Consider the following 11889-nt stretch of genomic DNA (forward strand, 5'->3'; position numbering starts at 1 on the left):
CCGGCGACCATGGCACCCGCGGCTGCCGTGGTGCCTATGGCGCCTTCGCCGTCAGCCCTCCTCAGGGCCACCACTGTCCTTGCCCTCACCGGCGTCGCCGGCCTCACCCTGCGCGTCGCCCTTGGCCTTGCCGGACTCCTCGGCCGGCTTGACCGTCTGGGCGCCCGGCTGGGGCTCGGCCACCGCCACCCGCGCGGGGCGGATGGTGCGCTCGCCGATCCGGTACCCGGGCTGCAGGATCGCCACGCACGTCGTCTCGGTGACGTCAGGCGCGTAGGAGTGCATCAGCGCCTCGTGGACCGTCGGGTCGAAGGGCTCGCCCTCCTTGCCGAACTGCTGCAGTCCCATCTTGGCCGCCACGGTCTCCAGCGACTCGGCGACGGACTTGAAACCGCCCACCAGTTCGCCGTGTTCCCGCGCGCGCCCGATGTCGTCGAGCACGGGCAGGAGCTCGGTCAGGAGGTTCGCGATGGCGATCTCCCTGACCGCGACCCGGTCGCGCTCGACCCGGCGGCGGTAGTTCTGGTACTCGGCCTGGAGCCGCTGGAGGTCCGCCGTGCGCTCGCCGAGCGCCGTACGCACCTGGTCCAGCTGGGCCGTCAGACCGGCCGACTGAGCGGCGTCCCCGGCCGGGGCCGCCCCCTCCTCCTTGGCGGAGGAGGCGGCCTTCGGCTCGGCGTCGTCGGAGGTGGCGCCGGAGGGGACGTCGGGCTGCTGCTCGTCGAAGCCCGGGGTCTCCTCCGTCACGCGGCACCGTCCTTGCGCTCGTCGTCGACGATCTCGGCGTCCACCACGTCGTCGTCGGCCTTCGCCTGGCCGGCACCGGCGTCACCGGCACCGCCCGCGGCCTGCGCGGCCTGGGCGTCGGCGTACATCGCCTGGCCGAGCTTCTGGGAGACGGCGGCGACCTTCTCCGTGGCGGTGCGGATCTCGGCGGTGTTGTCACCTTCGGCGGAGTCGCCCTTGAGCTTCTCCTTCAGCTCGGCGACGGCGGACTCCACCTCGGTCTTGATCTCGCCCGGGACCTTGTCCTCGTTGTCCTTGAGGAACTTCTCGGTCTGGTAGACGAGCTGCTCGCCCTGGTTGCGGGTCTCGGCGGCCTCGCGGCGCTTGTGGTCCTCCTCCGCGTAGCGCTCGGCCTCCTCGCGCATGCGGTCGACCTCGTCCTTCGGCAGCGAGGAGCCGCCGGTGACGGTCATCTTCTGCTCCTTGCCCGTGCCCAGGTCCTTGGCGGTCACGTGCATGATGCCGTTGGCGTCGATGTCGAAGGAGACCTCGATCTGCGGGACACCGCGCGGGGCCGGCGGCAGGCCGGTCAGCTCGAACATGCCGAGCTTCTTGTTGTACGCGGCGATCTCGCGCTCGCCCTGGTAGACCTGGATCTGCACCGACGGCTGGTTGTCCTCGGCCGTGGTGAAGATCTCCGAGCGCTTGGTCGGGATCGTGGTGTTGCGCTCGATCAGCTTGGTCATGATGCCGCCCTTGGTCTCGATGCCGAGGGACAGCGGGGTGACGTCGAGCAACAGGACGTCCTTGACCTCACCCTTGAGGACACCGGCCTGGAGCGAGGCGCCGATGGCGACGACCTCGTCCGGGTTCACACCCTTGTTGGCCTCCTTGCCGCCGGTCAGCTCCTTGACGAGGTCGGCGACGGCGGGCATACGGGTGGAGCCACCGACGAGGACGACGTGGTCGATCTCGTTGATGGAGATGCCGGCGTCCTTGATGACGTTGTGGAACGGCGTCTTGCAGCGCTCCAGAAGGTCCGCGGTCAGCTGCTGGAACTGGGCGCGGGTGAGCTTCTCGTCCAGGTGCAGCGGGCCCTCGGCGGAGGCGGTGATGTAGGGCAGGTTGATCGAGGTCTCGGTGGACGAGGACAGTTCGATCTTGGCCTTCTCCGCCGCCTCACGCAGACGCTGGAGGGCCATCTTGTCCTTGGACAGGTCCACACCGTGGCCGGACTGGAACTGCTTGACCAGGTAGTCGACGACGCGCTGGTCCCAGTCGTCACCACCGAGGTGGTTGTCACCGTTGGTGGCCTTCACCTCGACGACGCCGTCGCCGATCTCCAGCAGCGAGACGTCGAAGGTGCCGCCACCGAGGTCGAAGACCAGGATGGTCTGGTCGTCCTTGTCGAGGCCGTACGCCAGGGCGGCGGCCGTCGGCTCGTTGACGATGCGCAGCACGTTCAGACCGGCGATCTCGCCGGCCTCCTTGGTGGCCTGGCGCTCGGCGTCGTTGAAGTACGCCGGGACGGTGATGACCGCGTCGGTCACCTTCTCGCCCAGGTAGGCCTCGGCGTCCCGCTTCAGCTTCTGCAGCACGAACGCGCTGATCTGCTGCGGGTTGAAGTCCTTGCCGTCGAGGTTGATCTTCCAGTCGGTGCCCATGTGGCGCTTGACCGACCGGATGGTCCTGTCGACGTTGGTGACGGCCTGACGCTTGGCCACCTCGCCGACCAGCACCTCGCCGTTCTTGGCGAAGGCGACGACGGACGGCGTGGTCCTGGCGCCCTCGGCGTTGGTGATGACGGTGGGCTCGCCGCCCTCCAGAACGCTGACGACGGAGTTAGTCGTGCCCAGGTCGATGCCGACCGCACGTGCCATGGTGAATTCCTCCAGCTGACTTGAGTGGAACGGACTCAAGTGTGCACGACACATGCATCCGGGTCAACAGACCTGAGTCAGCCGGACTCAACTCTTATCCATCCCTTACACGCAAGGACTCTCTGAGCTGCGAAAACGAGGACCGCCGGGATGGCGGCGCGGGATATTCAGGTTGACGAGCAGGACGGGGAGTGAAGATCTGCGAGGCGCACTCCGGCCGGTTCTGCGTCATATGCGTGTGGTGCGGAGTCCCGAGGGCGTGGGGCGCGGGAGCGGGCGGGGAGGCGCGGAGCGCCCGGAGCGGGCCGGGGCTGCGCAGCCCTTCGGAGGGGGATACGACCGCGGGGGTGCGCGAAGTTCCCGGATCGGCGGCCGCCCGGGCCCCGGTGCCGTACGGATCGGCGGGGCGGGGGCGGGACCGGGTGGCCGTGCCGTACCCGCCGTACTCCTCGACCGTACGCGAACGGGTGGCCGTGGCGTAGTCCCCGGCCACCGGGCGCGACCGCGTGCCGGTGCCATGGCCCTCGGCCCCCGCGCGCGACCGGGTGGCAGTGGCGTGCGTCCCGGTCGTGGCGGACCTGGTGGCCGTGCCGTGGAGTTCGGTGGGGCGGCGCGGACCGTACACCCGTACGCACAACAGGCCGAGGACGGCCGCCAGGACCGCGCCCGCCAGCCACAGCCCGCCCGCCGGCGCCAGCCAGCCCGTGTGGACCAGGGCGCCGACCAGGACCGCGGCGAACGTCCCGGCGCCGAGCACGACGGTCGCGCCCGGCGGAGTGAGCCCCAGCCGGCGCAGCCGGTGGGCGAGGTGGTCGGGGCCGCGGCGGTGGACCGGGCGTCCCGCCAGCCGCCGGGAGAGGACGACGAGGACGGCGTCGGCGGTCGCCATGGCGGTGAGCGCGAACAGCACGGCCACGGTGGAGGCGGCGTCGTACCCGGTGCGGACCAGCACCGCAGCGGCGGCCAGCACGAACCCGGTGAAAAGGGAGCCACACGCGCCGAAGGCGATCCGCGCCGGATGCCAGTTGTGCATCAGGAAGCCGGTGAGGGCGGCGGCCAGCACGCTCAGCAGCACCGCCAGGTCGTCCATCATCTCGGCCGCCGCGCACACGCCCGCGCCGAACGCGGTGAGCACGCCCACCGTGCCCGCGAGGCCGTCGGCGTGGTCGAGCCCCCGGAAGGCGGCGGTCACACAGGCGATCCAGGCCACCGCGGCGAGACCCGCCGGCAGCCCGGTCTCGTCGTACGGCACCACGAAGGCCGCCGCGACGGCCGTACCGACGAGCAGGAACCGCGCCTTCAGCCGCCAGACGTCCGCGACCAGCCCGAGCACGGCCACCCCGGCGCCCGCCGTCAGCAGCCTGCCCACCCCGTGGCTCAGCGGCGCCGCGCCCGTCCAGCCACCCGCCGCCGCGACCAGGCAGGTGCTGACCACCACGGCCACCCCGCCGAGCAGCGGCACCGGCCGCACCCTGCGCCGGTCGACCATCCCCAGGCGCAGCGCGGGCCCCCGGAGCAGGGCCGAGAGCAGGGCGGCGAGGAGGAGAGCGGAGGTGGCGGTCGCGATCCCGTAGAGCACGGTTCTTAAATTAGGGGTATATCGATCGATTGGGTGTGAATAACACGATCAGGACAGAATTGGATCAACAGGAGTCTCTCAGGCAACCCTCAGCGACCCAGATCACCCCGCGTGCGGCTACATTGCGACGGAGGATGGGGGTAGTCTCAAACGGACTGCATAAGTTACCGCTTAGTAATTTCGAGGCCGCCTCACAGGAGCCCCAATGCAACTCGCCGCGATCATCGTGTCGCTGGTCCTGATCGTGGTCGGCGTGGCACTGTTCGGCCGCGCCCTCCTGCAGATCTACAACTACCTGCGGCTGGGCCAGTCGGTACCGGCCGGAACGCGGACCAACGACCCCGCACAGCGCACCATCACCGTGGTCAAGGAGTTCCTCGGCCACACCCGGATGAACCGCTGGGGCGTCGTCGGGGTGGCGCACTGGTTCGTGGCGGTGGGCTTCTTCACCCTGCTGCTGACGATCGTCAACGCGATCGGGCAGCTGTTCGAGGCGGACTGGATCCTGCCGGTCATCGGCGAGTGGGCGCCGTACAACGTCTACGTCGAGTTCATCGGCACCATGACGGTCGCCGGCATCCTCGTCCTGATGGCGATCCGCCAGCTGAGCCACCCGCGCACGCCGGGGCGCAAGTCCCGCTTCGCGGGCTCCAACTTCGGCCAGGCGTACTTCGTCGAGGCCGTCATCCTCATCGTCGGCGTGTGCATCTTCATGCTGCACGCCCTCGAAGGCGCCCAGCACCACGTGGACTCCTACGAGGCCTCGTTCTTCATCTCCTACCCGGTCGTGTCGTGGCTGAAGGGCATGGACGTCTCCACGCTCCAGAACCTCACCTACTTCTTCGCCGGCCTGAAGATCGCGACCTCCTTCATCTGGATGATCGTGGTCGGCCTGAAGACCGACATGGGTGTGGCCTGGCACCGCTTCCTGGCGTTTCCGAACATCTGGTTCAAGCGCGAGGCGGACGGCGGCACGGCGCTGGGCGCGCTGCAGCCGATGACCAGTGGCGGCAAGGCGATCGACTTCACCGACCCGGGCGACGACGACGTCTTCGGCGTCTCCCAGGTCGAGCAGTTCTCCTGGAAGGGCCTGCTGGACTTCTCCACCTGCACCGAGTGCGGCCGCTGCCAGTCGCAGTGCCCGGCCTGGAACACCGGCAAGCCCCTCTCCCCCAAGCTGCTGATCATGTCCCTGCGGGACCACGCCCACGCCAAGGCCCCGTACCTGCTCGCGGGCGGCGGCAAGACGATGGAGGGCGAGGAGAAGGCGAGCGAGGAGCAGCTGGCGGGCGTACCCGCGTCCGCCCTCGCCGAGGCCGAGCGCCCGCTGATCGGCACCGCCGAGGAGAACGGCGTGATCGACCCGGACGTGCTGTGGTCCTGCACCACCTGCGGCGCCTGCGTCGAGCAGTGCCCGGTGGACATCGAGCACGTCGACCACATCGTCGACATGCGCCGCTACCAGGTCATGATCGAGTCCGCGTTCCCGTCCGAGGCGGGCACGATGCTCAAGAACCTGGAGAAGAAGGGCAACCCCTGGGGCCTGGCCAAGAAGCAGCGCCTGGAGTGGACCAAGGAGGTCGACTTCGAGGTCCCGGTCGTCGGCAAGGACATCGAGGACCTGACCGAGGTCGAGTACCTGTACTGGGTCGGCTGCGCCGGCGCCCTGGAGGACCGCGCCAAGAAGACCACCAAGGCCTTCGCCGAGCTGCTGCACATCGCGGGCGTGAAGTTCGCGATCATGGGCGGCGACGAGAAGTGCACCGGCGACTCCGCCCGCCGCCTCGGCAACGAGCCCCTGTTCCAGGAGCTCGGCATGGAGAACGTGATGGCCCTGAACACGGCGTTCGGCGAGGAGCTGGACGACGAGGGCAAGGTCACCGAGGAGTCCAGGAAGCCGAAGTCGGCGAAGAAGATCGTCGCCACCTGCCCGCACTGCCTCAACACGCTGGGCAACGAGTACCCGCAGCTCGGCGGCGACTACGAGGTCATCCACCACACCCAGCTGCTCCAGCACCTGGTCGACGAGGGCAAGCTGATCCCGGTCACTCCGGTCGAGGGCGTCATCACCTACCACGACCCGTGCTACCTGGGCCGCCACAACAAGATCTACACACCCCCGCGCGAGATCATCGGCAAGGTCCCGGGCCTGCGCAACGAGGAGATGCACCGCCACAAGGAGCGCGGCTTCTGCTGCGGCGCCGGCGGCGCCCGGATGTGGATGGAGGAGCGCATCGGCAAGCGCATCAACAACGAGCGCGTGGACGAGGCCCTGTCGCTGAACCCGGACATCGTCTCCACCGCCTGCCCGTTCTGCCTGGTCATGCTCACCGACTCGGTCAACGGCAAGAAGAACGAGGGAGCGGCGAAGGAGTCCATCCAGGTCGTCGACGTCGCCCAGCTCCTGCTCGACTCCGTCAAGACCCCGGTCGACCCGGCCGGCGACGCGGCGAACGAGAGCGCCCCGGAACCGGAGCCGGTGAAGTAGGAGCCGGTGAGGCAGGCGGTCCGCTGGGCCGACGACCGACGCCCCCATGTCCGTACGCGTACGGACATGGGGGCGTCGCCGTGCACGGGCGCGCGAGGCACCCGCGGGGCTGCGTGAGGCACCCGGGGGCCGGAGGCGCTCCTCAAGCCACCGGGCCGCTCTCAAGCCACCGTCCCGCCCTACGCCCCCTTGGGCGCGGCCTGCTGCACCACCTCGAAGGACCACAGGGTGGAGCCGGAAGCAGCGGGCCTCGGCCGCTCCCCGCCCCCTTCGCCCGAGCCCTGGTGTGCGGCCTTCATCGGCCCCTCCATCCAGGCCTGGAACGACTCCTCGTCCCGCCACCGGGTGTAGACGAGATAGGTGTCGGTGCCTTCGACGGGACGCAGCAGTTCGAACCACTCGAACCCGTCGGAGTTCTCGACGGCGTGCGCACGCGAGGCGAACCGCTTCTCCAGAGTCTCCCGCTGCTCGGCGGGCACGGTCAGCACGTTGATCTTGACTACGCTCATGGGCCCATCCTGCCCGCTGCGCTGCCGTCGCGGCCGGGGACACCCCCGGCCGGCCACCGCGGCCACCGCCCATGGCCCCATTGAGCCGGTGATCCGGCTGATCCACTCGGATCGATCACACGGACAACAACGATCACAGCAATCCCAAAGCTTTACCGAACACACATACAACCCTCATCGATCCCCGCAGGTCTCCTGATCGCCGATCAGCGCGTGAACGCGGCGCCAACTCCCCGCGAACAAAGGCGATCGGCCCACCATCGACCGAGGATGCCCGCCAGGCATCCCGCATGCCGCAGGAGAACTCGCATGCTCCAGCACCACCGCAGGACCGCCCTCGCGACGGCCACCGCCGCAGCGCTGACGGGCGGGCTGCTCACGTTCGCGGCGGCCGCCCCGGCCACCGCCGCGGACTCCACCGTCGTCCCCCAGGCCGACTTCAACGGCGATGGCAAGGGCGACGTCGCCTTCTCCGCCTCGGGCGCCTACGTCAACGGCAAGAAGGAGGCCGGCCAGCTCGTCGTCCTCTACGGCACCTCCACCGGCATATCGGGCGCCAAGCGCTCCACGATCAGCCAGGAGACCTCGGGCGTCCCCGGCTCCGCCGAAACCGGGGACGCGTTCGGCTCCGACGCCGCCTACGCCGACTTCAACAACGACGGCTACGACGACCTCGCGGTCACCTCCATGGGCGAGGACGTCGGCAGCGACGCCGACGCCGGCAGCGTCACCCTCCTGTGGGGCTCGGCCCAGGGCCTGACCGGCAAGAGCACCATGATCGCCGACCCGGCCCCGTACTCCCACGACAAGTGGGGCCTCTACCTGGCCGCGGGCGACTTCGACGGCGACGGCAAGGCGGACCTGGCCGTCTCCAGCACCAGCACCACCGTCTACGTCTTCAAGGGCGGCTTCAGCTCCACCGGCAAGCCCGGCGGCACCTACACGATCAAGCCGCCCGTCGTGTCGGGCAGCTACCCGCTCAACCTCACGGCCGGCGACGTCAACGGCGACGGCCGCACCGACCTGGTGGTCGACGGCTACGAGAACCGGACCGAGTACGGCTGGAACCGCAACTACTGGATCCCCGGCACCGCGAGCGGCCTGAGCATGGCCTCCGCCAAGGAACTCAGGCCCGGCATCATCACCGCGATCGGCGACGTCAACCACGACGGCTACGGCGACATCGTCAGCGGCGCCCCGTGGGAGACCACCATCGAGGACGGCACGGCGGTCCCCTACTCCGGCAAGGGCGGCAAGGTCTGGATCACCTACGGCACGGCGAGCGGCCCCGGCTCCGCCACCGGCATCACCCAGGACACCGCGGGCGTGCCCGGCAACGCCGAGAAGAACGACGAGTTCGGCTCCGAGCTGGACCTCGGCGACATCAACGGGGACAAGTACCTCGACCTGGTGATCGGCAGCCCGGGCGAGGACATCGGCACCCACACCGACACCGGCATGGTCACGGTCCTCTACGGCTCGCCGTCCGGCATCAGCACCTCCGGTGCCCAGTCCTTCGCCCAGAGCAACCCCGGCGTCCCCGGCAACGACGAGAAGTACGACGAGCTCGGCCTCGACGTGAAGCTCGACGACGTCAACGGCGACGGCAAGGCGGACCTGATCGCGAGCTCCGCGGAGAACAGCGGTGACGGCGCGGTCCTCTACCTGCCCTCCGACGGCAAGAAGATCACCACCAGCGGCGACCGCATGATCATGCCGAGCGACGCGGGCGTCTCGACGACGGGCACCCCGCTCTTCGGCGCCAACTTCGGCGACTGACCCGGGGCCGCATCCCACCGCTCCCACTCCCCGATCCCGAACCCCGGCCATCCCCGACACCACCCCGGCACCGCCCCGGTACTCAGGTAGGAGAGCCGTCCGGCGGTCCCTTAGGGGATGTCACAGCTCGGCCGCAAAGCCGGGCCCGGACCCCCGGGCCCGGCACGCGGCCGTGCCGGACCAGGTACGTTCGACGACGTGGCTGGATTCAGGATCGGACGCGGCGGCCGGGACGACCGGGCCCCGCAAGCGCGCCCCCAACAACCCCCGTACGGACAGCAGACGCCCCGCCAGGCGCCGTCGTACGGCTACCCGTCGGCGCCGCAGCCGTACCCGCAGCAGCAACCGCAGTACGGAGGCGGCGGGCCGGGCGCGGGCCCCTGGCCCCAGGCGAACGGCGGCGGCCACGGCGGCCACGGCGAGCCGGAGTACTTCGGTGACGGCGGCGCCCATCCGCAGGGCGGACCCGACCCGTACGCGGCCAACAACCCGGGGCACACCCAGGCGTTCGCGATCGGCGAGGACCCGTACAACCAGGGTGAGACCTACCGCGCGGGCTCGGCGCCGGCCGGCCCGATCGGCCCGCGCCTGCACTGGAAGGACCTCCTGCGGGGCATCGTCCTGTCCCCGCAGCAGACCTTCCTCCAGATGCGCGACTACACGATGTGGGGTACCGCCCTCATCGTGACGTTCCTCTACGGCCTGCTGGCGGTCTTCGGTTTCGACGGCGCCCGGCAGGACGCGATCAACGCCACGCTCTCCAACGCGGTCCCGATCGTCCTGGTCACGGCCGTGGCCATGGTGATCAGCGCCTTCATCCTGGGCGTGGTCACCCACACCCTGGCCCGCCAGCTCGGCGGCGACGGCGCCTGGCAGCCCACGGTCGGCCTGTCCATGCTGATCATGTCCCTCACGGACGCCCCGCGCCTGCTCGTCGCCCTCTTCCTCGGCGGCGACGCGGGCTTCGTCCAGCTGCTCGGCTGGGCCACCTGGGTGGCCGGCGGCGCCCTGCTGACCCTCATGGTCAGCCGCTCCCACGACCTGCCCTGGCCGAAGGCCCTGGGCGCCTCGGCGATCCAGCTGATCGCACTGCTGTCGATCGTGAAACTGGGCACGTTCTGACGGCACGTACGAACTCCGACGCACGTACGACCGAACAGGGAAGGGGCCCCGGCTTTCGTGCCGCCGGGGCCCCTTCCCCGTCCTAGTCGTATTGCGCTCTTCTCCCGGGCGACCGTCTCCTAGGCGTCGAGCACCTGCCCCGCCCGCTTCACGACGGGCGGTTCGACCGACCAGGGGAAGTTGATCCACTCATCGGTGCGCTTCCAGACGTACTCGCACTTCACCAGCGAGTGGGACTTCTCATAGATCACGGCGCTGCGGACCTCGGCGACGGTGTCCAGGCAGAAGTCACGGACCAGCTTGAGCGTCTTGCCGGTGTCGGCGACGTCGTCGGTGATCAGCACCTTCTTGTCGGAGAAGTCGATCACGTTCGGCACGGGCGCGAGCATCACGGGCATCTCGAGCGTGGTGCCCACACCCGTGTAGAACTCGACGTTCACCAGGTGGATGTTCTTGCAGTCGAGGGCGTAGGCGAGGCCGCCGGCCACGAACACACCACCACGGGCGATGCTGAGCACTATGTCGGGCTCGTAGCCGTCGTCGGCGATGGTCTGCGCGAGTTCGCGGACGGCGGTGCCGAACCGCTCGTAGGTGAGGTTCTCTCGTACGCCGCTCATGTCGGTGGTGGTGCCCCTCAGACCCGGGTCCGGTGGAAATTGAGGTAGGAACGCGAGGCGGTCGGCCCGCGCTGCCCCTGGTAACGGGACCCGTAGCGCTCACTGCCGTACGGGGCCTCGGCGGGCGAGCTGAGCCGGAACATGCACAGCTGCCCGATCTTCATCCCGGGCCACAGCTTGATCGGCAAGGTGGCCAGATTCGACAGTTCGAGCGTGACATGCCCGGAGAACCCGGGGTCGATGAACCCGGCGGTGGAATGCGTCACCAGCCCGAGCCGCCCGAGGGAGCTCTTCCCCTCCAGCCGGAAGGCGAGGTCGTCGGGAACCGTGATGACCTCGTACGTACTGGCGAGCACGAACTCCCCGGGGTGCAGGATGAAGGGCTCGTCCCCGTCGGGCTCGACGAGCCGCGTGAGGTCCGGCTGCTCCACGGAGGGGTCGATGTGCGGGTAGCGGTGGTTCTCGAACACCCGGAAATAGCGGTCGAGGCGCACGTCGATACTCGACGGCTGCACCATGGATTCGTCGAATGGATCGATCCGCACCCGCCCGGCGTCGATCTCGGCCCGGATGTCCTTGTCTGAGAGAAGCACGCCCCGAGGATACGCAAGGCGCGCGGAGCCCCCACAATCAGGACGACCCCACGCGCCCGGACAGCGGTGTTGCCACCGCTTCCACTGCGTCTACCGCTTCTCCAAAGTCACCGGCACCGCACTGCGGAGCCGGGCACACCGCGGACACCTCACGAGCCGGCCGGGACCGAGCCGGTCGGCCTGCTGCATCGGGAACGAAGCGGTGCTGAACACGTGCCCCTCGGCACAACGGACGACGGTGCGCTCCATCAAGCCCTCAAGTCCCTTCCCCAGAACCGCGTCTGGCCTTCTGCCGCCTGACGACAAAAGCCACACTACGGGATCAAAGAGACGACCCTCCAGGCGGCACTCCGGCCCCACGAGCACCCTCCCCCACGCCACCACCGTACGCCCCAACTCCGTTCACACGCAGCCCTCATACCCCCAGAAACGAGACAGGCCCCACGGCGATCAACGCCAGGAGCCAGGGATGAGGTACAGTGAGCGAGCACCGGACACCGACTGCGGTCGGCGTCTTACGCGGGTGTAGTTTAATGGTAGAACATCAGCTTCCCAAGCTGAGAGCGCGAGTTCGATTCTCGTCACCCGCTCCATGC

General features: G+C 69.4%; 8 protein-coding genes, 1 tRNA gene and 1 pseudogene. 4 read left to right on the forward strand and 6 right to left on the reverse strand.

The genetic code is table 11. From position 1 onward, the window contains the following. Nucleotides 1–51 precede the first annotated feature (51 nt). The 3 genes and pseudogenes from grpE to R2S09_RS00765 all read right to left on the reverse strand — a co-directional run. On the reverse strand, nt 52–747 hold the full coding sequence (gene grpE, locus R2S09_RS00755) for a nucleotide exchange factor GrpE (RefSeq protein WP_306184860.1): 696 nt from the start codon (nt 745–747) through the stop codon (nt 52–54). Continuing rightward, nucleotides 744–2606 (reverse strand): molecular chaperone DnaK, encoded by a 1863-nt coding sequence (gene dnaK, locus R2S09_RS00760; RefSeq protein ID WP_306184858.1) that lies wholly within the window; start codon nt 2604–2606, stop codon nt 744–746. The genes grpE and dnaK overlap by 4 nt, the downstream gene beginning before the upstream one ends. 589 nt (nt 2607–3195) lie before the next feature. Further along, nucleotides 3196–4185, reverse strand: a pseudogene (locus R2S09_RS00765) (MraY family glycosyltransferase); the annotation flags it as partial. A gap of 205 nt (nt 4186–4390) precedes the next feature. Here R2S09_RS00765 and R2S09_RS00770 point away from each other — a divergent pair. After that, nucleotides 4391–6673, forward strand: coding sequence for a (Fe-S)-binding protein (locus R2S09_RS00770; RefSeq protein WP_316739185.1), 2283 nt, complete (start codon nt 4391–4393; stop codon nt 6671–6673). Between the two features lie 179 nt (nt 6674–6852). Here R2S09_RS00770 and R2S09_RS00775 read toward each other — a convergent pair whose 3' ends face one another. Next, the gene (locus tag R2S09_RS00775; RefSeq protein ID WP_306184854.1) at nt 6853–7182 is read right to left on the reverse strand and encodes an antibiotic biosynthesis monooxygenase; all 330 of its coding nucleotides are present in this window, start codon (nt 7180–7182) and stop codon (nt 6853–6855) included. Nucleotides 7183–7491: 309 nt separating this feature from the next. On the opposite strand from R2S09_RS00775, the gene R2S09_RS00780 reads away from it, so the two are divergent. Both R2S09_RS00780 and R2S09_RS00785 read left to right on the forward strand, forming a co-directional pair. Beyond that, the gene (locus tag R2S09_RS00780; RefSeq protein WP_316739188.1) at nt 7492–8961 is read left to right on the forward strand and encodes a VCBS repeat-containing protein; all 1470 of its coding nucleotides are present in this window, start codon (nt 7492–7494) and stop codon (nt 8959–8961) included. 117 nt (nt 8962–9078) lie between these two features. Next, complete coding sequence (locus R2S09_RS00785) at nt 9079–10083, forward strand: Yip1 family protein (protein ID WP_316739190.1); 1005 nt, start codon at nt 9079–9081, stop codon at nt 10081–10083. A gap of 119 nt (nt 10084–10202) precedes the next feature. Here the strand turns inward: R2S09_RS00785 and R2S09_RS00790 are convergent, their stop codons facing one another. Then, nucleotides 10203–10700 (reverse strand): phosphoribosyltransferase, encoded by a 498-nt coding sequence (locus R2S09_RS00790; protein WP_316739191.1) that lies wholly within the window; start codon nt 10698–10700, stop codon nt 10203–10205. Nucleotides 10701–10717: 17 nt separating this feature from the next. Then, complete coding sequence (gene dcd / locus R2S09_RS00795; protein ID WP_306184833.1) at nt 10718–11293, reverse strand: dCTP deaminase; 576 nt, start codon at nt 11291–11293, stop codon at nt 10718–10720. Between the two features lie 519 nt (nt 11294–11812). On the opposite strand from dcd, the gene R2S09_RS00800 reads away from it, so the two are divergent. Further along, a tRNA-Gly gene (locus R2S09_RS00800) sits at nt 11813–11886 on the forward strand. Nucleotides 11887–11889: the final 3 nt, after the last annotated feature.

This window comes from Streptomyces sp. MK7, assembly GCF_032658145.1.
Taxonomy (GTDB): Bacteria; Actinomycetota; Actinomycetes; order Streptomycetales; family Streptomycetaceae; genus Streptomyces; species Streptomyces spiralis.

Excerpts from the sequence above, each read along its gene's own strand:
- dnaK (WP_306184858.1), bottom strand. The coding sequence starts at position 2,606 with ATGGCACGTGCGGTCGGCATCGACCTGGGCACGACTAACTCCGTCGTC.
- R2S09_RS00770 (WP_316739185.1), top strand. The coding sequence starts at position 4,391 with ATGCAACTCGCCGCGATCATCGTGTCGCTGGTCCTGATCGTGGTCGGC.
- R2S09_RS00775 (WP_306184854.1), bottom strand. The coding sequence starts at position 7,182 with ATGAGCGTAGTCAAGATCAACGTGCTGACCGTGCCCGCCGAGCAGCGG.
- R2S09_RS00780 (WP_316739188.1), top strand. The coding sequence starts at position 7,492 with ATGCTCCAGCACCACCGCAGGACCGCCCTCGCGACGGCCACCGCCGCA.
- R2S09_RS00785 (WP_316739190.1), top strand. The coding sequence starts at position 9,079 with ATGTCACAGCTCGGCCGCAAAGCCGGGCCCGGACCCCCGGGCCCGGCA.
- R2S09_RS00790 (WP_316739191.1), bottom strand. The coding sequence starts at position 10,700 with ATGAGCGGCGTACGAGAGAACCTCACCTACGAGCGGTTCGGCACCGCC.